This is a genomic window from Kitasatospora sp. P5_F3, from assembly GCF_054049135.1.
Window position 1 is genome coordinate 1 of record NZ_JBFUMY010000074.1, and the last position, 20,389, is coordinate 20,389.

The 20,389-nt window shown below is 71.5% G+C and carries 17 protein-coding genes and 2 pseudogenes; 6 read left to right on the top strand and 13 right to left on the bottom strand.

The features are described from left to right. The 3 genes and pseudogenes from ACXJMZ_RS30555 to ACXJMZ_RS30565 all read right to left on the bottom strand — a co-directional run. Positions 1-233 (bottom strand): annotated as a pseudogene (locus ACXJMZ_RS30555) (hypothetical protein); the annotation flags it as partial. Positions 234-400: 167 nt separating this feature from the next. Beyond that, on the bottom strand, positions 401-1,237 hold the full coding sequence (locus ACXJMZ_RS30560) for a sporulation protein (RefSeq protein ID WP_457033268.1): 837 nt from the start codon (positions 1,235-1,237) through the stop codon (positions 401-403). Positions 1,238-1,422: 185 nt separating this feature from the next. Continuing rightward, complete coding sequence (locus tag ACXJMZ_RS30565) at positions 1,423-3,885, bottom strand: PKD domain-containing protein (RefSeq protein WP_457033269.1); 2,463 nt, start codon at positions 3,883-3,885, stop codon at positions 1,423-1,425. A gap of 220 nt (positions 3,886-4,105) precedes the next feature. Between ACXJMZ_RS30565 and ACXJMZ_RS30570 the strand changes: the two genes are divergently transcribed. Both ACXJMZ_RS30570 and ACXJMZ_RS30575 read left to right on the top strand, forming a co-directional pair. Continuing rightward, positions 4,106-4,831 carry a FadR/GntR family transcriptional regulator gene (locus ACXJMZ_RS30570; protein WP_457033270.1) on the top strand — a complete coding sequence of 242 codons (726 nt, stop codon included), beginning with the start codon at positions 4,106-4,108 and terminating at the stop codon, positions 4,829-4,831. Between the two features lie 62 nt (positions 4,832-4,893). Then, positions 4,894-6,123 (top strand): CynX/NimT family MFS transporter, encoded by a 1,230-nt coding sequence (locus tag ACXJMZ_RS30575; RefSeq protein ID WP_457033271.1) that lies wholly within the window; start codon positions 4,894-4,896, stop codon positions 6,121-6,123. A 145-nt stretch (positions 6,124-6,268) separates the two neighbouring features. Here ACXJMZ_RS30575 and ACXJMZ_RS30580 read toward each other — a convergent pair whose 3' ends face one another. From ACXJMZ_RS30580 to ACXJMZ_RS30615, 8 genes are all read right to left on the bottom strand, one after another. Then, entirely contained in the window at positions 6,269-6,979 is a 711-nt protein-coding gene (locus ACXJMZ_RS30580; protein WP_457033272.1) for an ABC transporter permease subunit, read from the bottom strand. 37 nt (positions 6,980-7,016) lie between these two features. Continuing rightward, positions 7,017-7,934 carry an ABC transporter ATP-binding protein gene (locus ACXJMZ_RS30585; protein WP_457033273.1) on the bottom strand — a complete coding sequence of 306 codons (918 nt, stop codon included), beginning with the start codon at positions 7,932-7,934 and terminating at the stop codon, positions 7,017-7,019. Positions 7,935-7,943: 9 nt separating this feature from the next. Further along, positions 7,944-8,843, bottom strand: coding sequence for an ABC transporter permease (locus ACXJMZ_RS30590; protein WP_457033274.1), 900 nt, complete (start codon positions 8,841-8,843; stop codon positions 7,944-7,946). Beyond that, complete coding sequence (locus ACXJMZ_RS30595; RefSeq protein ID WP_457033275.1) at positions 8,827-9,783, bottom strand: ABC transporter ATP-binding protein; 957 nt, start codon at positions 9,781-9,783, stop codon at positions 8,827-8,829. The genes ACXJMZ_RS30590 and ACXJMZ_RS30595 overlap by 17 nt, the downstream gene beginning before the upstream one ends. 130 nt (positions 9,784-9,913) lie before the next feature. Continuing rightward, complete coding sequence (locus ACXJMZ_RS30600; protein ID WP_457033276.1) at positions 9,914-10,843, bottom strand: hypothetical protein; 930 nt, start codon at positions 10,841-10,843, stop codon at positions 9,914-9,916. Next, positions 10,840-11,730 carry a hypothetical protein gene (locus ACXJMZ_RS30605; RefSeq protein WP_457033277.1) on the bottom strand — a complete coding sequence of 297 codons (891 nt, stop codon included), beginning with the start codon at positions 11,728-11,730 and terminating at the stop codon, positions 10,840-10,842. The genes ACXJMZ_RS30600 and ACXJMZ_RS30605 overlap by 4 nt, the downstream gene beginning before the upstream one ends. After that, positions 11,727-12,533: a hypothetical protein gene (locus ACXJMZ_RS30610; protein WP_457033278.1), complete on the bottom strand. Its 807-nt coding sequence runs from the start codon at positions 12,531-12,533 to the stop codon at positions 11,727-11,729. The genes ACXJMZ_RS30605 and ACXJMZ_RS30610 overlap by 4 nt, the downstream gene beginning before the upstream one ends. 82 nt (positions 12,534-12,615) lie before the next feature. Further along, positions 12,616-13,413: a hypothetical protein gene (locus ACXJMZ_RS30615; RefSeq protein ID WP_457033279.1), complete on the bottom strand. Its 798-nt coding sequence runs from the start codon at positions 13,411-13,413 to the stop codon at positions 12,616-12,618. A gap of 388 nt (positions 13,414-13,801) precedes the next feature. Between ACXJMZ_RS30615 and ACXJMZ_RS30620 the strand changes: the two are divergent. The 4 genes and pseudogenes from ACXJMZ_RS30620 to ACXJMZ_RS30635 all read left to right on the top strand — a co-directional run. Beyond that, positions 13,802-13,924, top strand: a pseudogene (locus tag ACXJMZ_RS30620) (ABC transporter permease); the annotation flags it as partial. A 70-nt stretch (positions 13,925-13,994) separates the two neighbouring features. Next, positions 13,995-14,882 carry an LLM class flavin-dependent oxidoreductase gene (locus ACXJMZ_RS30625; protein WP_457033280.1) on the top strand — a complete coding sequence of 296 codons (888 nt, stop codon included), beginning with the start codon at positions 13,995-13,997 and terminating at the stop codon, positions 14,880-14,882. 107 nt (positions 14,883-14,989) lie between these two features. Next, positions 14,990-15,568, top strand: a complete 579-nt coding sequence (locus ACXJMZ_RS30630) for a hypothetical protein (protein ID WP_457033281.1) — start codon at positions 14,990-14,992, stop codon at positions 15,566-15,568. Between the two features lie 67 nt (positions 15,569-15,635). After that, positions 15,636-16,478: an HAD family hydrolase gene (locus ACXJMZ_RS30635; RefSeq protein WP_457033282.1), complete on the top strand. Its 843-nt coding sequence runs from the start codon at positions 15,636-15,638 to the stop codon at positions 16,476-16,478. A 33-nt stretch (positions 16,479-16,511) separates the two neighbouring features. Here the strand turns inward: ACXJMZ_RS30635 and ACXJMZ_RS30640 are convergent, their stop codons facing one another. Then, a complete protein-coding gene (locus ACXJMZ_RS30640; RefSeq protein ID WP_457033283.1) occupies positions 16,512-18,305 on the bottom strand; it encodes a GAF domain-containing protein in 1,794 nt (597 codons plus the stop codon). Positions 18,306-18,314: 9 nt separating this feature from the next. Then, on the bottom strand, positions 18,315-20,389 hold a 2,075-nt coding region (gene cydC, locus ACXJMZ_RS30645; protein ID WP_457033284.1), incomplete at its 5' end, for a thiol reductant ABC exporter subunit CydC.

The window sequence follows — 20,389 nt, forward strand, 5'->3', positions numbered from 1 at the left end:
ACCTCGACCCGGCCCTGCTGCTGCGCGCGCCGGGCCTCGGCGCGGCCGCCCTGCTGGCCCGGTACGGCCTGGCGGGGCTCCTGACGGGGCGTCGGCTGCGGCTGGTAGCCCCGGGGCTGCTGAGCGGCCGGCTGCTGCTCCTGGTACGGGTCGCGGTAGGGCGCGCCGGAGGAGACGTCGTCACGCCACCATTCGGCGTCGTGGCCCGACGACCCCGGCCTCTGGCCAGACATACGCACACCTTCCGCCGGCAGGCAGGAACAGCTCGATCGACAACGCTCCCGTATGGCCTGTTGTCGGAAAGAACCGCATACAGCCCTTCGGAGCTTCTGCGGAGCATATAAAGGCAACATTGCGGAGTCACTGGCCGGGCTGCCCTCTCGGACGGGCAGCCCCCGGATCAGTCCTCGAAGTTCTCCTCGAAGGACTCCTCGACGACCTCGTCCACGAACTCCTCCAGCACCAGGCCGCCGTGGCCGTGCGAGCCGTGTGCCAGCGCCTGCTGGATCCAGCCGTCCACCACCGCGGCCAGGTCCTGACCGGCCGAACTCCGGTCGAGTACATGATGGTTGATCACATCACTGCTGCGGCGGTCGAGTTCGAGCACCACCTCGACCCGGTCGGCGGCGGCCAGGAAGGTCAGCTCCAGTGCCTTGAACTGGTGCGCGTACTGCGGCCCGGCCAGGTACTCGATCTCCTGGTAGAACGGCAGGCTCTGCCCGGTGCCCCGGATCCGCCCGGACTCCAGGTCGGCGCTGTGGAAGCGGAAGCCGAGCGCCTCGAACGCCTCCAGCACCCCGCGCTGCAGCGGCAGCGGCTCGACCCCGAGCGGGTCGACGTCGCCCTTGTCCCGGGCTCCGCTGATCTCCACCTCGGTCCGGACGCCGAGCGACATGCCGTGCAGGTGCTGCCCGGCCACCACGGTCACCGGCGTCTCGTACGGCGCCGGGACGGCGAACGGGATCGAGCGCTGCTCACCGGCGGCCAGGGTCAGCGGCGGGCTGACCGAGTAGCGGGCGAACGAGGCCAGACCGTCGCTCTCCCCCTCCGAGTGCTCGATCTCCACCCGGGCCACCAGGGTCAGCGTGATACCGGAGATCTTCGCCTCCTGGCTGCCGCCCACCAGGTTGACCTGCCCCTGGATCAGCCCACCGGGCTGCACCGCCGGCGTCGCCAGGACGGTGTCGACGGTGGGCCCACCGACGCCGAGCGCACCGAGCAGCTTCTTGAACACCATGGGGCAGTACTCCAACTCCGGGAAACGGGAACGGCGAACGGAGAAACGCAGGGTGCGGCCCAGCGGTTCCCGTCAACCACGGCAGCACCGGGCTGCGAGGGTCGCCGGGTGACACGCCCGGCGTCCTGCGCCGATGCCCGAAGCCCTCCGGAGGAATCTGGCGGGGCCTCGGGCATCGGGCGCGCTCACCTCAGGGTGATCTGGAAGGCCGTGTCGGCCGCCTTCACGTAGGCGTTGCTGAGGCCGAAGTACCCGTCCCCCTGGCGGTGGATGCCGTAGCTGGTCCGGCCTTGGCCCTTCCAGTCCCCCACCAGCGGGATGTCGCCGGGGTCACCGAAGGTGGCGGCGGTGACACTGCCGTTGTCGTGGCGGAGAGCGAACACGTTGGTCACTCGGCCCCGGCCGGGGCGGAAGATACCCATCTGGGTGTGGCCAACGCCGTCCCAGTCGCCGACCAGCGGGATGTCGCCGAGGTCACCGAAGGTGGCGGTGGAGACGCTGCCGTCGTCGTGGCGGACCGCGAAGGTACGGATGCTCGACCGGTAGATCGCCAGCTGCGCGTGTCCGTTGTGGTCCCAGTAGCCGGGCACCGGGATGTCGCCAGGCTGGCCGAAGGGGATCGCGGTCGCCGTGCCGTCATCGTGCCGGACCCCGAAGACGCCGGCGCGGTAGATACCGAGTTGGTCGTGGCCGACGCCGTCCCAGTCCGCGACGGTCGGCACGTCACCGGGTTGTCCGAACCGTGCCTGCACGGTCGGCGGCCCGTCCTGGTTGGCGGTGGACAGCGCCCACTGGCCGTCCCGGAACAACCCGACGTAGCTGGTCCTGGTCCCGGTCCACCGGCCCGCGACCGGCGTGCCCGTGTAGTGGCCCACGTCGGCGCCGGCGATCTGCTGGACCTCGGAGCGGCTGACCGACCGTCCGTGGTCGTCGACGATGGTGGCGCTCAGGGTGTACAGGCCGGGGCGAGGGTAGTCGTGGGGCACCTCCCACGCCTCCCCGTCGGTGACCAGGACCGGCGATCCGTCACCGAAGTCGAGGGTGGTCCTGGCGATCGGCCAGGGACTGTTGGCACTGACGTAGACCCACGCGTGCGGGTTGGGGTCCCCGCTCTTCTGGGACGCCGAGACGCTCAGGTCGGTGAGCGGACCGACCGGGGCGATGGTGACGGGGTGGGAGGTGGACCGGGTGAGGCCGAGACCGTTGGACGCGGTGAGGGTCACGGTGTAGGTGCCGGGCCCCGGATAACTGTGGACCAGCGGGAAGCTCTCCGCCGTCACCTCGACGCTCGTGTGATCCCCGAAGTCGACGGTCCCGGTCGCCGGGGACCAGGGCGACATGATCATCCCGGTCCAGGCCGCGTCCAGCGGGTGGTGGGAGGGAATGAGAGTCCCGAAGTACTGCTCGAGGCGCACGAAGAACGGGACCTGGACCTCGGCCGCGCCGCGGTCGTGGTAGCCCACCCCAGTACCGGTATTGGCGATGCTCGGGGCGTCGATCCGGGCCTTGCCATTGATGTCGACGGCGAGCATGCCGGGTGCGTCGGCGTCGGCGGAGTCGACCGACAGCGACTGCCAGGACGGCTGGAGCTCCTCGTTGGACGAACCATCCAGGTTGAAGCTGTTTTCCTGGAGGTCGTGCGCGCCCTGGCCGGTGGCCTTGGTGAACGCGCTCGGCGTGTCGTAGCCGGCGGCAGCCCAGCCGTAGGCGACACCGGTTCTGGGCTTGACCACGTTGTAGTCCGCCTTGGTCCCGGTGGTGGACCCGGCGGAGACCACGACCTCGGGCCCTCCGGTCTGACCGGGGCAGCTCACCTTGTGATTCCACATGGTGATGTTGTTCTCGAGCGTCGAGCCCGCCGAGTTGCCCGCAAGGGTGACGGCGGTCCGGCAGTTCTCCGCGAGCGAGTTGCCGACCACCACGGTGCCGGGGGCATCGGTGACGAGAACACCGTCACCGTTGTTGGCGGTGAACGCGTTGGTGGTGACGACGGTACCGGCGACGCCGGGGTCCACCACGACACCGGCCGTACCGCTGCCGCCGATCCGGTTGCGGCTGATCGTGGTGCCGGTGGTCTTCCCGGTGAGCCGTACGGCGGGTGCCGGATTCGGGTACGACACCACCCCGGAGTGGTAGGACTGCTGCCCGGACCCCAGGAAGGTGTTGCCGTCGAGGACGATCCGGTCCGCGTCGGTGACCAGGACGGCTTCCTGCGGCGTACCGAACTGGAGACCGCTGACCGTGATGTCGTGGACGTTCGCGAGCACGAAGCCGTGCGGCAGGGTCTGCGCGGCAGCGGCCCCCCAGTCGAGGCCGACGACCGCCTCAGGAGCGGCTCCCAATGGCACGCCCCTGAAGGTGACCGGGTTACCCGGGCTACCGGAGTGGGTCACGGTGACCTGCTCCGGGTAGTCGCCCTCGGCGATCTGCACGGTCGTACCGGGCTGCGCCGCGTCGGCGGCGGCCTGGACGGTGCAGTAGGGCTGGGCCTGTGTACCCGAGCCGCTGTTCGAGCAGTGTGCGGCCGGGTCGTTGTTGACGTACAGCGTGGCGGCTTGGGCCTGAGCGGCCGACACCGGAAGCGCGGCCCCCATGACGGTGGAGCTCACGATGGCAGCGGCAATACCGACCTGGCGACGGATGGGCACCAGTTGTTCCCCCAAAGATCTGAACGGACGCCCTACGCCCAGAGATTGGGCGAAATGACAGGATGATCATCCCATCTGCGCAGGGCGTAGTATCCACGACCCCGAACCTCCTGTGACCACAGGTTTTCGAATCGCTCTCACTGCACCCCGCACCCAGTTGTAGGATGACCGGGCAAGTAGTTGTAGGATGACCGGCGTCCACCCGCGAGAGGAGCCCCCGATGAGCCGTGACGGACTGCAGGCCGCCGGGCGACGCTCCCTGGTGGACGAGACGATCGAGCAGCTGCGGGAGCAGCTGAGCGCCGGCAGCTGGCCGGTCGGGGGGAAGATCCCGACCGAGCACGAGCTGGCCGAGCGGCTCGGGGTGGGGCGCAACACCGTCCGGGAGGCGATCCGGGTGCTGGCGCACGCGGGGATGCTGGTCTCCCGGCAGGGCGAGGGCACCTTCGTCCGGAGCACCAGCGACCCGGCCTCGGTGCTGCGCGGAGTCCAGCGCTCGGGCGTACGGGACGTGCTGGAGGTCCGGGCCGCGCTGGAGACCGAGGCGGCCCGGCTGGCCGCACTCCGGCACACCCCCGAGGACATCGCCCGGATGCGGGCCGCGCTGGCCCGGGAGGCCGAGATCATCGCCACCGAGCCCGAGCGGGCCGGGCGGGAGGCCACCGTCGAGCACGACCTGGAGTTCCACACCGCCGTGGTGGAGGCCGCGCACAACCCCGCGCTGACCGAGGTGTACCGCTACTTCGGCGCCTCGGTGCGCGAGTCGATGCGGGCCTCGTTCGGTGACCACGAGATGCCCGAGGTGGTGGTGGCCACCCACCAGGCCCTGGTCGACGCGATCGAGAGCGGCGACCCGGAGCTGGCCGAGGCGGCCTGCCGGGCCCTGCTGGCCGAGCCGATCGGCGCCGTCGAGCAGCTGCTCGCCGCCATCGCCGCGCGGAAGTGACGACCGGCCAACTCCCGTCGTCCCGTTCATAGTTCACCCCTGCCCGGAGAGAAAACAGTCCCATGACGGTCACCCAGGCCCAGCCGGTCGCCGCACCGAAGGTCCGTACCCGCACCAGCCTCGCGCACCCCGCCCTGCTGCTGTTCGGCATCGTGCTGGTCGCGCTCAACATGCGGGCCTCGCTGGCCGCCGTCTCCCCGCTGCTCGGCGAGATCCAGCGCACCTTCGGCCTGTCCGCCACCGCGAGCGGCCTGATCACCACCGTGCCGGTACTGTTCCAGGGCCTCGGCGCCCCGCTGACGCCCCGGCTGACCCGGCGGTTCGGCGCGGAGCGGGTGGTGCTGGGAGCGGTGCTCACGCTCGGCGCGGGCATCCTGCTCCGGGTGCTGCCCAACTCCTTCGCGCTGTACGCCGGTTGCATGGTGATCGGGATCGCCATCGCGGTGCTGAACGTCTCGATGCCCGGTCTGGTCAAGCGCGAGTTCCCGGGCCGGGCGGCCGCCATGACCGGCGTCTACTCGACCTCGATGCTGATCGGCGCCACCCTCGCGGCGGCCGTCTCGGTGCCGCTGGAGAAGGTGTTCGGCGGCGGCTGGGAGGGCTCGCTCGGCGCCTGGTCGCTGCTCGCGCTGGTGGCCGCGATCGCCTGGCTGCCGCAGGTGCTGAGGTCCCGTCAGGAGCGGGCCGCCGTCGCGGCGGCTCCGGTCGGGAAGCCCATCGAAGGGGTCTGGAAGTCCGGACTGGCCTGGCAGGTGAGCGCCTTCATGGGCATCTCCTCGCTGATGGTCTACACCCTGATCGCCTGGCTGCCCACCATCCTGGTCGACCACGGGATGGCCCGGGGCGAGGCCGGGCTGGTCTTCGCGTTCAGCAACCTGGTGCAGGTGGCCGGGGCCTTCCTGGTCCCACTGATCGCCGGCCGGATGACCCGTCAGCGCGGCCTCGCCGTCTCGATGGCCGCCCTGAACGCGACCGGCGTGGTCATCCTGCTGCTCGCGCCGGTCTCCGGCGCCTGGGTCTCCGCCACCGTGCTCGGCCTCGCCCAGGGCGGTTCGCTCGGACTGGCGCTGGCGTTCCTGGTGCTGCGGACCGACAGCGCACTCGGCGCCGCCCAGCTCGGCGGCATGTCCCAGGCGGTCGGCTACCTGGTCGCCGCAGCCGGCCCCGTCGGCGCAGGAGCGTTGCACCAGCTCACCGGGGGCTGGGAGCTGCCGCTGGCCCTGCTGCTGGTGATGGCCGTCCTGGCCGCCGCCGCAGGCTGGGGCGCGGGGCGCAACCGCATCCTGCGCTGAGAGGGCACTGCGCCCAGGAGGCACACGCCAGGGGCTCGGGGAACTGCGACGCCGACCTCGGAAAAGGTGATCCGTACGTAAATGGTCAGGCACTTTCGCAGTTCCCCGAGCCCCTGGGTAGTGCAACCGGGCGCAGCTGCAAGGTCTATTCGTCCGAGGAGAGCGTCAGCCCCGCGAGCTTGACGGTGGCCAGGGCGGTGGCGGCGAGCGCGACGACGATCAGCAGCGGTACCGCGACACCGAGCGAGACCGGGGCGGTGATGACGCCCTCGGTCGCGATGGTCTTGGCGATGCTCAGCCCCCACTGCTGGATGCTCAGGGTGCGGGCGCCCTCGACGAAGTTGCCGATCAGGCTCTCCCAGACCAGCGCGTACACCAGGCCGACCACCACCGCGTTCCGGGTGACCACGCCGAGCAGCAGGAAGACGGCGCAGTACACCGCCCCGGCGACCATCGTGCCCACCGCGTAGGCGACCGCCAGGTTGTCCTGGGTGCCGACCAGGATGAAGCCGGCCAGCAGGGCGGGGAGCGCGGCGAACAGCCAGGTGGTGCCGATCGCCACCGCCAGTTTGGTGGTGATGATCTTCCACCGGGGCAGCGGCTTGGCCAGCAGGTAGACGATCGAGCCGTCGTCGATCTCGGTGGCGATCGCGCCCGCCCCGATCACCAGACCGATGATCGGCACCAGGGTGCCCAGCGAGAGCTGGCCCAGGATTTCGGTGGCCTGGGACTGCTTGTCGAGGTACCGGGTGATCAGGGAGACGACCAGCAGCAGGACCGGGGCGACCAGCAGCAGGATGCCGCGGCGGCGGCCCAGCAGGCCGCGTACGGTCAGCCTGGCGACGGTCAGGTTCACGGGGGTCAGCCTTTCGGAGCGACAGAGCGACGGGGCGTCAGGACGAGACGAGGTAGGAGAAGACGCTCTCCAGCGACTCGTCGGCCGGGGAGACGGTGTACAGCCGGATGCCGGCCTCCTTGGCGACCTTCGGCAGCAGCGCGGTGAACTGCGGGAAGTTGATCGCCTGGATGCGCAACGCCTTCTCGTGCCAGTCGAGTTCGATACCGGCGGTGGAGCTGTCCGCGATCAGGGCGGCGGCCAGCCTGCGGTCGTCGCTGGAGCGGACCAGGTAGCGGTGCGGCCGGTCGGTCATCAACCGGCGGATCTTCCGGAAGTCGCCGGAGGCGGCATGCCGTCCGGCCACCACCACCTCGATGTGCCGGGCCAGTTGCTCGACCTCCTCCAGGATGTGCGAGGAGAACAGCACGGTACGGCCGTCGGCACCGAACTGGCGGAGCAGCTCCATCAGCTGGAGCCGCTGGCGCGGGTCCATGCCGTTGAACGGCTCGTCCAGCAGCAGTACGGCCGGGTCGTGGACCAGCGCGGAGGCCATCTTGACCCGCTGCTTCATGCCCTTGGAGTACGTGCCGGTCTTCCGGTCCTGCGCGTACTCCATCTCGACCAGGCCGATGGCCCGCTCGGCGGCGGCGCCCGGGTCGGCCAGTCCGTGCAGCTCGGCGTTGGCCAGCACGAACTCCCAGCCCGTCAGGTAGTCGTACATCGACTCCCGCTCGGGCACCAGGCCGATCTGCCGGTAGACCTGCTGGTTGCGCCAGATCGGCGCGCCGTCCAGGGTGACCGACCCGGACGACGGGGCCAGGAAGCCGCTCATCATGTGGATCAGGGTGGACTTGCCCGCGCCGTTGGGGCCGAGCAGCCCGGTGACGCCCGGGCCGATCTCCATGGTGACGTCGTTGACGGCGACCACGTTGCCGAACCAGCGGGAGACCTTGTCGATGGTGATGACTGCCATGACGACCTCTCAGATGTTCCGGTAGCGGCGCAGCAGCAGCCAGTACGAGCCGCCGGTCAGCACCGCGGTCTCCAGGGCGAAGACGGCGATGCCGAGACCGCCGGGAGCGTGCAACGAGCCACCCGTGGTGATCGAGAACATCTCGTTGACCAGAGCGTGGACGACGGTGCTCGGTGAGAGCACGGCCGCCCAGTTGGCGGACTCCGGGGCGGGGCCGACGCCGCTGCTGAGGCCGAACACGATGCCGACCAGCGGGATGCTGACGAACATCACGCCCATGATGGCCGCGACGCCGAAGCCGCGGCGCGGGGTGGCGGCGGCGATCAGCAGGCCGATCGCGGAGTACAGCACCGAGTAGAGCAGCGCGGCGAACAGGCCCTGGGCGAAGTGCTCGGTGTTCTCGCCGAACGGCAGCCCGGCCAGCAACGCGCCCAGGTACAGCAGCACCAGCGGCACCGTCATCAGCAGCATCAGCGCGGCGGCCATCGCGAGGTAGCGCGCCTGGACGTAGTCGACCCGGGTGATCGGCCGGGAGAAGTACAGCGGCACGGTGTTGTGCCGGAGGTCCCGGGACATCAGCACCGGGGCCTGTGCGGCCAGGAACATCAGCACGAAGATCCCCATCACCGACAGGGAGATGTAGTCCGCGTACCCCACCCCCAGGTCGTCCGACTTCGTGATGATCGCGAGCGCCACGATGACCAGCGCGGGCAGCGCCAGTGCGGCGGCCACCAGCATCGGCAGCACCTTGGACTTGCCGGAGCGGCCCAGACCGTACGCAGCGCGCAGGCCCTGGACGAACAGCGCCCCGGTGGCGTAGCCGCGGCCGAGGCGGGGGCCCTGGTAGCCGCGGTAGCCGATGTTGTGGATGACCCCGCTGTCGGGCGCGGTGTCAGGAGGCAGCGACATCGGAGGGCCCTCCCGTCTCGGTGGCGAAGATCTCGGCGACCCGGTGGCGGCGCTGCTCCAGCCGGACCAGGCCGAGGCCGAGGTCGGCCACGGTGTCCCGGATGGTGTCGTAGGTGTCGTCGTCCTCGAGCTGCACCAGCATGATCTTGGTGCCGTCGGTACGGGCCGACAGGCCGGCGGCGGTGAGCCGCGCCAGGACGGCCGCCTCGGCGTCGAAGCCCGGTTCGTCCGGACGGTCCGTCACCTCGACCGCGATCAGCTGGGTCACCTCGGTGAACGAGGCGGTGGAGGAGGACCGCAGCAGCCGGCCACCGTCGATCACCACCAGATGGTCGCAGGTGCGCTCCAGCTCGCCGAGCAGGTGGGTGGTCACCAGCACCGAGATGCCGAAGTCGGTGTACACCCGGCGGATCAGCGCCAGCATCTCGTCCCGGCCGACCGGGTCGAGGCCGTTGGTCGGCTCGTCCAGCAGCACCAACTTGGGGTCGTGCACCAGGGCCTGAGCCAGCTTCACCCGCTGCTTCATACCGGTCGAGTAACCGCCCATCGGGCGGTACCGCTCCTCGTAGAGGCCGACGTGGCGCAGCGTGTCGGCGGTGCGCTCACGGGCGGCGGCGGCCGGCAGGCCGGACATCCGGGCCATGTGCACCACGAACTCGGTCGCCGAGACGTCGGGCGGCAGGCAGTCGTGCTCGGGCATGTAGCCGACCTGCTCGCGGATGGCCGAGCCCTCGGTGGCGATGTCCAGGCCGAGCACCTGGCCCGTCCCCGAGGTGGCCGGGGCCAGCCCGAGCAGGATCTTGATGAGTGTGGACTTGCCCGCCCCGTTCGCCCCTACCAGGCCGACCACACCGGGCTGCACCTCTACGGTGAGCTGGTCCAGCGCGGTGACCCGGGGGAACTTCTTGGTGAGGCCGTCCGTCTTGATGACAGTGGACACAGGCCCAACCTAGCGGGCACCCCTACCGGGCGGCATGAGCTGGGATGACGAGGTCCGGGTAGCCCTCCAGGATGACGCGCTGCGGCCCGACCCCTAGGGGTTGCCAGGGGGTCGGGCCGCTGAGTTGCCGTCAGTTCAGCAGGTCGCTCTGCAGAATCGCCACCTGCCGGAACGCCTGGGACGGCACGCCGTTCGGGTTGGTCAGCACGATCAGACCGACCACGTCACCGTTCTGCAGGTAGACGGCGCGGCCGACCGGCTCGTTGGCGGCACCGGCCGTCGTCTTGGTGAACTTCACCGACGACTTCAGGTCCAGGACGCGGTTCAGCGACAGCGTGGCGTGCTCCAGACCGGCCGGCTCCTTGAGCTCGCCGCTGCTCATCTTCACGTGGAACGCGCCCGCCTCGGTCTCGGACCCGAACTTGAGCAGCCAGGTCTCGGCCCGGGTGCCGTCCGCCGCGGTCCAGACCCGGCGGGCCGCGCCACGGCAGGCGTTCTCGTCCAACAGCTCCTTGAGCTTGACCGGGTCCTTGTCGAGCTGGGCGTAGTCCTCGCAGGACTTCCAGTCCGCCGGAGCCGCGGACTGGCTCGGCGCCGGGGCGGGCGAGACGGTCCCGCCGACCGGGGCCGGGAGCAACAGCAGCCGCAGGTCGGCGTGGTGACGGTGGTTCGCCTCGGTCGCGCCCGGCGAGGGCTTGCCGGACGGGAGCGGCGGGAGCGCCAGGGCCTGGAAGACGTACCGACCGTCGTTCGGGGTCTCCAGGCCGGGCAGGTCGGTCCGCTCCACCGAGGTCATCGCGAATCCGGCGGCGGTGCCGGTGAGCAGCACCACCAGCGCGGCGGCCGCCCAGCGCACCTTGATCCGACGGCGGGGCCGACGGGCCTGCTCCTCCGCCACCGCCTCGGGCGGCAGCGCCCAGGCGTCGAGCTCGACCGGGCCGGTGGCGGGGCCGGGCTCGGCTGCTTCGGGTGCCGTCACGGGCTCGGGAGCCGCTACGGGCTCGGGCGCCGTCGTCGGCTGCGGCGGGATCGGGGTGCTGGTCTCGCTCTGATCGGTCATACGGACGCTCCCGGGCGGGCCAGCCGGTCGAGCTGCTGGCTGAAGAGGTTCACGGCCTTGTCCTTGGGCAGCGGGGCGATCCCCTCCACCTCCATCTCGATCCGGAGGTCACCCTCCGCCGCCGAGCAGACCAGGCGGTCGATCTTGTCCCCCGGCGCTGCGTGCGGGAGGAAGCAGCTCGCCTGCTCGTGCCCCGGCACCTTCGGCCCGAGCCGGAACAGCCCGGAGTCCGAGGCCAGCACGCTGGCCCAGGCCGCGTCGGCCTTGACCGCGTCCTGGTGGTACTGGAGCAGCCAGACCGTCGCCACGTAGTCGCCGGACGGCGCGATGAAGGTACGGACGCCACCGCCCTTCAGCGGCGCGCCCTCCCACTCCTTGCGGAGCGCGTCCTGGAGCTTCTTCGGCAGGCCGCGGATCTGGTCCCCGACCCAGCTCTTGCGCTGGTCCTCGGTCAGCTCGGTGTCGTTGCCGTAGGCGCCCGCGTCCGGCCCCAGCCGGTACTGCTCCGGCATCGGGAGCAGCAGCTCGCGCATCGAACCGAAGTGCGTGCCGTTGGACTTGGCGCCGAACGAGGGCGAGGCGCTCGCGCTCGGCGTGGCCGAGGGAGCGGCCACCGCGACCGGCGCGGTGTCCTCGTCCTGGTACTGCGTGCGCAGGATGCCGACGCCGATGCCCACCCCGAGCACGGCGGCCGCCACCACGGCGGCGCCCACTCGCAGGGCCGGGTTCATCGCCCGCCGCGGAGCGGCCGGCTGGTGCTCCGCCTGGGCGTCCGTCTGACCGTCCGTCAGTGCATCCGTCTGCGCGTCCGTCAGTGCATCCGTCTGGGCTGGCGGCGGCAGTTCGGGCTGCTGCTCGCCGGCCGGCGGTGTCTCGGTCATGCTCATACCAGTCGCTCCCACTGCCGCTTGGCGACATCCTTGAGCTCGTCCGCGTTGACCTGGGTGGGCGAGTGCACGCTGACCCGCATCACCAGGTCACCCCGCCTGGCCAACGCCGCCCCGTAGTAGTACTGCTCGGTGCTCTCGGCGTAGTTGTACGCCTTGGTCGGCGTCATGTACGTGCCACTGGCCGTGCCGGGCAACGGAGTTGTCGATCCATAGGTGTACCCGCTGAGCGATGCCATCTCGGCCGAGCCCGCCTTGTCGGACTGGTACTGGACCAGCTCCACCCGCCAGAGGACCTTGTCCTTGCGCCAGGTGACGGCCGCATCGCGGCGGAAGCCGTCGCGGAGCAGCCGACGGAAGACGTCGTCGGCCTCGCTGAACGACATCGCGTTCTCACCGGCACTGAGCCAGCCGCTGTCGTCGCCGCGACCGTAGTTGTCCCACTCCTCGGTGCCGTCCGGCCGGGAGATCAGCAGCTTGCGCAGGTCACCGTCGATCCCCAGCGGCTTCAGCGTCCCGTCGGCCGCCGCCTTCTCGTCCGCCGGAGCGGTCGGGTACTGCGGCGCGGTGACCTCCAACCCGGGGAGCGGGGTGGCCGGCCTGGCGGCCTGGACGGCGTAGCCGACCGACCCGCCCAGCAACGGACCCACCAGCAGTGCGGCCAGCAGCAGCTTCCCGGTGCCCAGCGGGCGACGCGGGGTCGCCGGAGGCTGCTCCTCGGAGCCTGCCGCCAGCAGTTCGGTCCGGCCGAACTCGTCTGCCTGGTCCGGGATCTCACCGGTTTCGGGCTGGTCGGCGTCCACCGCGGGCCCTGCTGTCGGTCCGGTCACCGGATTCGGCGCAACCGCCTCCCCGACGATGTCGGGCTCAGGAGAAATATTCGACTCAGCCACCGGAGTTCAGCCTTTCCCGCTGACGCTTCATCGCATCCTGGAGCGGCGCCTTGTCGGGCGTGCCCTTCACCAGGACGGTGATCTCGTACTCGACGTCACCCAGGCTCGAGATGCCGACCAACCTTCCGGTCCACGCCTCCTGCTTGGGCTTCAACAGGATGCCCTTGCCCTTGGAGTCGCCGTCGATGTCGAACTCCTGGGCGTTCTTGAAGCTCATGCCGTCCGCGAACCTGCGGGCGTCCGCCGCCGACTTGAACCGCAGCATCCGGACCTCGACCTCCTGCTGGCCGTCGGCGGTGCGGTAGCGACGGGTCGCACCCTCCTTGAAGCCGAGGTAGTTGAGACTCTCCTCACCGGCCGAGTCACTCTCGAAGTCCTTCTTCACCTCGTCCCGCCCGACCTCGACCCCGTCGGCCGAACCGTAGGACTCGGCACCGGCAGGCATCGGGAGCAGGAAGAACCGCAGGTCGCCGCCGTGCGTGCTGCCGTTCACCGTGCCGTGCAGGGTGCTGACCGGGGACGGCACCTGAGTGGGCGTCGGGGCCGGCGTGGGAGTGGGTGACGGCGTCGCACTCGGGCTCGGGCTCGCGCTGCCACTCGCCGTGGGCGCGGCAGCGACGGTGTGCGACTTCCCGTCAGGCTTGCCGATCGCCACCGTGACGGTGGCACTGGCGGCGGTCACCGCGAGCAGCCCGGTGACCGTCAGCGCGACCACCACCGCGCGCGGCAGCTTCCTGGCGACCGGCTCCTGCACCGGCCCGGTCTCGACCTCAGCCACGACCTCAGCCACGGACTCGGCCGTCGGCTCTGACAGCGGCTCGGGTACGGGCTCCGGCACCGATTCGGGCACGCTTATCGGCGCGCTCTCAGGCGCGTTCTCAGGCGCAGACAAGGGACTCCCCCGGAAGGAACGGAACGCGCGCCGCTCCCCCGCCGGGGCGCTCAATTCGCCCCCGCCAAAGCCGACTGTCACGTGTGTCAGCAGAATTATGAGAGGCCATTGCCCCCACCGCCAACACAGTTCCGGCAGACACTCCACCGCAATGCCGAACCAATCGGACACGTCGTGATCGAACCGCAACGGGCCGGGCCACGCCCGGGCCCTGGGGTCACCCGTCGGCCGGTGGCAGCGCCACGGTGACGGTCAGGCCACCGCCTTCGCGCGGTTCCGCGTGGACGTCCCCGCCTGGGCCACCGTCGGCGGCCTCGGCGCCACCCTGGTGATCGGCGCGTTGGCCGACCGCTACCCCGCGGTCCGGGCCGCCCGGCTCCCCCCGACCGAAGCCCTCGGCACGCCCTGACCCGTCGTCGGACGACCAGCCGCCCAGTCGGACAGTCCCTGGCAGTCCGGTACGGCATAGGGTCGAGGGCATGCGACTGAGTACGGTGATCCTCCCCATCCACCGGTGGAGCGAGGGGCAGAAGATCTGGCGGCGGGCCGAGGACCTCGGGTTCCATGCCGCGTACACCTACGACCACCTGTCCTGGCGATCGTTCCGGGACGCGCCGTGGTTCGGGGCGGTGCCGACCCTCACCGCTGCCGCGACGGCCACCGAGCGGATCCGGCTCGGGACGTTGGTGACCTCGCCGAACTTCCGTCATCCGGTCACGCTGGCCAAGGAGTTGGTGTCGCTGGACGACATCTCGGGCGGGCGGGTGACGGTCGGGATCGGGGCCGGCGGGATCGGGTTCGACGCCACCGCGATGGGGCAGGAGGCCTGGTCGGCGAAGGAGCGGGCGGACCGGTTCGGTGAGTTCCTGCCGCTGCTGGACAAGCTGCTCAAGCAGGACTCCACCACCGAGAGCGGCGCGTACTACTCGGCGGTCGAGGCGCGGAACATCCCGGGCTGCGTGCAGCGGCCCCGGGTGCCGTTCTACGTCGCGGCGGCCGGGCCGCGCGGGATGCGGCTGGCGGCCGAGTTCGGGCAGGGGTGGGTGACGTACGGCGACCCGAAGGGGCCGGCCGCGGTGCCGGCGGAGCAGGCGCCCGCGGTGATCGCGGCGCAGTTGGCGAAGCTGACGGCGGCCTGCGAGGCGCAGGGCCGGGAGGTCGGCGAACTGGCGAAGGTACTGCTCCAGGGCTCGACGGCGGAGAAGCCGCTGGCCTCGCTCGACGCCTTCGTCGACTACGCGGGCCGCTACCGGGAGTTGGGCATCACCGAGATCGTGATCCACTGGCCCGTCCCCGACTCGATCTTCGCCAACGACCTCGCGGTATTCGAGCGGATCGCCACCGAGGGTCTCGCTCAGCTGGGTTGAATCCCCAGGGCCGGGCGCGCGGCGTCGGGCCGAGTGGGTAGCCTGTCGGGTCGTCAGTGACGAGCCGGTCACGCCGGCAATGGATCGAGCATGGGGGAACCATCGATATGTCAGCTCGTAGGCTGCTCACGGGGGTTGCGGTCGTTTCGGCCGTCGTCATCGGTCTGACCGGGTGCCAGAAGCACTCGACGCGTGGGAGCAGCAGCAGTAACAACAACGTGCAGGCTCCGGCGGCCAGCAGCACGCCGCCGCAGGCTCCGGTGGAGAAGACCACCGGAGCCCCGACCCCGTCGGCGAGCAGCTCGTCCGACGACCCGGACGGCGCCGGGAGCTGCACCACCCCGGCGCCGAAGACCGGCCGGAAGTACGTCCAGGCGGTGAAGCCGCCGAAGCAGGACACCCTGTACGTGAAGGACGCCAAGTTCGTCTGCGACCCCAACGACGGCCACTACGCGGGTGCCGGCGCCGAGAAGACGTACGGGTTCGCGGCGAAGGTGAAGGCCCAGGTCGCCAACGGCCCTGGCACCGTGAAGACGGTGCCGGTCGGTGAGCTGTGGCAGCACATCGGCGACTGCCTGCTCGGCGTGGAGGTGCAGGACCCGGCCAGCTGCTCCGGCGGCATCTACGAGATCGCCCTGGACAGCACCGGAAAGATCACCGAGATCAAGGAGATCTGGCACCCCTGACCGGGCCCGGTCATCAGGTGCCGTCCCGGTCGGCGGCGGATCGGGCCGGGTGAGCGAAGATGGAGCGGTGACTTCCACCGCCTCCCGCCCGCTCCCCCGCCTGATCGCCACCGATCTGGACGGCACCCTGCTCTGCCCCGGCGGCGGCGTCTCGCCCCGAACCGCAGCCGCCCTGACCGCCGCCGAGCAGGCGGGTGTCCAGGTGGTCTTCGTGACGGGCCGGCCACCGCGGTGGATGGAACAGGTCAGCGCGCACATCGGCGGGCACGGGGTGGCGATCTGCTCGAACGGCGGCGCGGTGGTCGACGTCCGGCGGGGCGAGCTGCTGCGGACCTACCCGCTGGCGGCGGCGGACGCACTGAAGGTGGTGGGCCTGCTCCGGGCCGAGCTGCCCGGCTCGGCGTTCGCCTTCGAGTTCCCCGGTGGCTTCGCCCGGGAGGCCGAGTACCAGCTGCGGATGTGGGGTTCGGACGAGCCGCACGCGGTGGCGTCGGCCGAGCTGCTGCTCGCCGACGAGCGGGTCCAGGGCCTGTTCAAACTGCTGGTCAAGCACCCGGAGTTGGACCCGGACGCCTTCCTCGGCAAGGCCCGCGAGGTGGCCGGTCGGTACGTCGAGATCACCCGGTCCTCGCCGTTCGCCCTGCTGGAGATCAGTGCGCTCGGCGTCACCAAGGCGTCCACGCTGGCGGACTGGTGCCACGCCCAGGGCATCGACCGGAGCGAGGTGGTGGCCTTCGGGGACATGCCCAACGACCTGGAGATGCTGGCCTGGGCGGGCTCGGCGTACGCCGTCGCCAACGCGCACCCGGAGGTGCTGGCCGCCGTGGCGCAGCACACCGTCAGCAACGAGCACGACGGGGTGGCGGCGGTGCTGGAACGGCTGTTGGGACTCGAACCCCTCAGCAGCTGAGCCCAGCGGCGGGCCGCCCCTCGGCAGCCGAGCTCAGAGCCGGGCCGACCAGCGGACCCGGGTGCCCTTGCCGTCCGGTCCCGGCTCGTTCCAGGCCGCGCCGCCCAGGGTCTCGGCGCGACGGGTGAGGTTGCGCAGGCCGCTACGGCGGCCGCCGTCCGGGATGCCGACGCCGTCGTCGGTGACGGTGAGCAGCACCCCGGGCCAGCCGGGGCGGTCGTTCGCGTCCGGGTCGCCGGAGATCGGGTGCCCCTCGGCGTCCAGGTGCACGGTGGCGTCGATCTCCACGCCGACCCGGGAGGCCCGGGCGTGCCGGGCCGCGTTGGAGAGCATCTCCCGCAGTGCGGCCAGGAGTTGACGGCCGCTCTTCTCGCCGACCAGGCTCTCGACCGGCCCCATGAAGGTCATCGAGGGCTTGAAGCCGAGCGCGGCGGCAGCCTGGCTGCCCTCGCGGAGCACCCGGGTGCGCAGGGTGTCGGGTTCGTCGCCGTGGTCGTCGTGCTGGAGCGCGTAGATGGTGGTGCGGACTTCCTGGATGGTCGCGTCGAGTTCGTCGACGGCCTTGCCGATGCCGGTCTTGACCTCGGGGACCAAGGCCCGGCGCGCGGCACCTTCGAGCATCATGCCGGTGGCGAACAGCCGTTGGATGACCAGGTCGTGCAGGTCCCGGGCGATCCGGTCGCGGTCCTGGAAGACCGCCAGGCGCTGCTGGTCGCGCTGGCCCTCGGCGAGCCGGAGGGCCAGCGCGGACTGTGAGGCGAACGCCTCGGCGAGCTGCTTCTCGGATTCCGTGAACGGCGGTGCGCCCTGGCTGCGCCAGACGCAGAGGCCGCCGAGCACCCGGCCGGCCGCGATCATCGGGACGGCCATCGAGGCACCGAACAACTTGGCCAGCCGGATCACCACGTCCGGGTCGCTCGCCATGTCGTCGAGGTAGACGCTCTCGCCCCGGAGCAGCTGGGCCGCGAAGCTGGTGGGGGGCAGCAGCTCCCCCCGGACGAACTCGGCCTTCTCGCCGGAGGCGTGGGCCACCCGCATCTGCCCGTCGCCGGTGGGCAGCAGGATCATGCCGAGGGCGGCGTCGGCGAGTTCACGGACCTGCTCGGCGGCGACGGTCAGCGCGACCTGGGCCCGGTCGGTGGAGAGCAGCGCGGTGGTGACGGCGGAGGCGCCGGCGATCCAGCGTTCCCGACGCCTGCCCTCCTCGTAGAGGCGGGAGTTCTCGATCGCGACCCCGGCGGCGGCCGCCAGCGCGTGCACCACCTGGGCGTCCTCGGGGGTGAAGGCTCCGGAGGTGGTCCGCTTCTCGGTGAGGTAGAGGTTGCCGAACACCTCGCCGCGGACCCGGATCGGTTCGCCGATGAAGGACTTCATGGGCGGGTGGGCAGCGGGGAATCCGGTGGACCGGGGGTCGGCGGAGAGGTTGGTCAGGCGGAGCGACTCGGGGTGGTCGATCAGCACGCCCAGGATGCCGCGCCCGCTGGGGAGTTGACCGATCCTGGCGGCGGTCTCGTCGTCGATGCCGATGTGGATGAAGTCGGAGAGCCCGTCCGCGTGCGGGGAGATCACACCGAGCGCGGCGTACTTGGCGTCGACCAGCTCGGCGGCGGCGGTGGCGATCCGCTGGAGGGTGGCGTGCAGGTCGAGACCGGCGCCGACCGAGACCACGGCTTCCAGCAGCCGCTGCATCCGGTCGGTGACGGCGGCGGCGGACTGGAGGCGTTCGGAGACCTCGGTGACCAGGGTGTCCAGGCCCAGCGACGCGATCTCGGGGACGCGGTGGGGGGTGGGCTCGCCGGTGTTGCCCGGGTCGGGCTGGATCTCCATGAGTCGAGCCTAGTTTGTGGCGGTTTGGAGGGGTGGTTGCGGCTGTTCGGTGGTGTGGCGGACGGTGGTGTCGCGGGCCTGGGTGTCGCGGGCGCCGGGGAGGCGGGCGGGGCCTGCGCCGAGGTCGGCGAGTTGTTCGCGGCGCCAGGTGGCGGCGAAGGCGGTGCCGGGGTCGGCGGTGAGCTCGGACCAGCTGCCGCGTTCGACGATCCGACCCTGGTCGAGGACCAGGATCTCGTCCACCGCGTCCAGGCCGGCCAGCCGGTGGGTGATCAGGAGGGTGGTCCGGCCGGTGGTGGCGGCCAGCAGGTCGGCGGTGAGCGCGTCGGCGGTGGGGAGGTCGAGGTGCTCGGCCGGCTCGTCCAGGATCAGGATCGGGAAGTCGGCGAGCAGCGCCCGGGCCAGCGCGAGGCGCTGGCGCTGACCGCCGGAGAGCCGGGCCCCGTGCTCGCCGACCATGGTGTCCAGGCCGTCCGGGAGGGTCTGCACCCAGGAGAGCAGACGGGCCGAGGAGAGTGCGTCGGCCAGCTCCCGGTCGGTGGCGGCGGGAGCGGCCAGGCGGAGGTTCTCGCGGAGCGAGCTGTCGAAGATGTGGGCGTCCTGGGCGCACAGGCCGACCGAGCGGCGGACCTGGTCGGACGGAATCGTTCGACTGTCCACAGGCTGTGGACAGTGGAGCGTGACGCTCCCGGCGCTGGGGTCGAGGAAGCGGAGCAGGGTGTGGGCGAGGGTGGTCTTGCCGGAGCCGGACGGGCCGATGACGGCGATCCGCCGGCCCGGGGTGAGGTCGAGGTCGATGCCGTGGATCGCGTCGGTGCTGCGGCCGGGCCAGCGGGCGGAGAGCTGGTGGGTCGTCAGGTGGGCTGTGGTGGGGGTGCCTGAGCTCTCGGCAGGTTCGACGACAGCGGGTTCGGTGAGCAGGAGTTCGTCGAGGCGGGCCGAGGCGCTCCTGCTGCGGGCCCGGGCCTGGACGGCGGTGGGCATGCCGGTGACGGCTTCGAAGGCCGCGAGCGGCAGCAGGATCACCAGGGCGAGGCAGACGCCCGGCAGCGCACCGGTGCTGACGGCGTGTACGCCGACGGCTGCGGCGGCGGTGACGGTGAGTCCGGTCAGCGCGGCGGTCAGCCCGGTGGAGGCGGCCAGGGTGGCGGCCGAGCGGGCGGCGAGGGTGGTGAGGCGGCCGTCGGCGGCGTGGGCGGCGCGGAGGCGGGCGGGGAGAGCGCCGGCGACGGTGAGTTCGGCGGTGCCGGTGAGGGTGTCGACCACGGAGGCCGCCAAGTCACCTCGGGCCGGGGCCTGTTGGCGTTCGGTACGGGCCGAGAGGCGGGTGGCCAGGGCCGGTACGGCCGCTCCGGCCAGCAGCAGTCCGAGGGCCAGGACGGCACCGGCGGCGGGGAGGAAGGCGGCCAGCGCGAGGGAGGAGAGCACCGAGACGGTGACGGCGATCGCGGCCGGGAGCTTCCAGCGGAGGTAGTGGTCCTGGATCGCGTCGACGTCCGAGACCAGGCGGGAGAGCAGGTCGCCCCGGCGGAAGGCCGGCAGGGCGGTGGGCGCGAGCAGTTCGAGGCGGCGGTAGACGGCGGTGCGGATCGCGCCGAGGGCGCGGAGCACCGCGTCGTGGGAGACCAGGCGTTCGGCGTAGCGGAAGACGCTGCGGCCGATGCCGAAGGCTCGGACGGAGGTGACGGCCATCATCAGGTAGAGCACCGGGGGCATCTCGGAGGCGTACGAGATGAGCCAGCCGGAGGTGGCCATCAGGGCTACGGCGCAGGCGAGGGCGAGGGTGCCGAGGGTTGTCGCCAGGGCGAGGCGGGGGGTGGTGGGGGTGGCTGGGGTGGGGGTGGCTGGGGTTACGGCGGGGCTCTCGGGTGTGTGGGGACCGGGGGCGGCGGGTGGGACGGTCCGCTCCGGGGGGCTGCACGATTTTCCTACCGCCGACTCGGTGAGTGGGGCTGAGTCACCGTTGGCGGTATGAAAATCGCGCACCACGCCCCCCTCCGGGACCGTCCCACCCGCCGCCCCCTCCCGCAGCAGACCCTCTCGCCCTTCAGGGGTGGTGGGGGTGGTGGTGGAGGTGGTGGTGG

Excerpts from the sequence above, each read along its gene's own strand:
- ACXJMZ_RS30560 (WP_457033268.1), bottom strand. The coding sequence starts at position 1,237 with ATGGTGTTCAAGAAGCTGCTCGGTGCGCTCGGCGTCGGTGGGCCCACC.
- ACXJMZ_RS30625 (WP_457033280.1), top strand. The coding sequence starts at position 13,995 with ATGCGACTGAGTACGGTGATCCTCCCCATCCACCGGTGGAGCGAGGGG.
- ACXJMZ_RS30590 (WP_457033274.1), bottom strand. The coding sequence starts at position 8,843 with ATGTCGCTGCCTCCTGACACCGCGCCCGACAGCGGGGTCATCCACAAC.
- ACXJMZ_RS30585 (WP_457033273.1), bottom strand. The coding sequence starts at position 7,934 with ATGGCAGTCATCACCATCGACAAGGTCTCCCGCTGGTTCGGCAACGTG.
- ACXJMZ_RS30600 (WP_457033276.1), bottom strand. The coding sequence starts at position 10,843 with ATGACCGATCAGAGCGAGACCAGCACCCCGATCCCGCCGCAGCCGACG.
- ACXJMZ_RS30640 (WP_457033283.1), bottom strand. The coding sequence starts at position 18,305 with ATGGAGATCCAGCCCGACCCGGGCAACACCGGCGAGCCCACCCCCCAC.
- ACXJMZ_RS30575 (WP_457033271.1), top strand. The coding sequence starts at position 4,894 with ATGACGGTCACCCAGGCCCAGCCGGTCGCCGCACCGAAGGTCCGTACC.
- ACXJMZ_RS30605 (WP_457033277.1), bottom strand. The coding sequence starts at position 11,730 with ATGAGCATGACCGAGACACCGCCGGCCGGCGAGCAGCAGCCCGAACTG.
- ACXJMZ_RS30570 (WP_457033270.1), top strand. The coding sequence starts at position 4,106 with ATGAGCCGTGACGGACTGCAGGCCGCCGGGCGACGCTCCCTGGTGGAC.
- ACXJMZ_RS30630 (WP_457033281.1), top strand. The coding sequence starts at position 14,990 with ATGTCAGCTCGTAGGCTGCTCACGGGGGTTGCGGTCGTTTCGGCCGTC.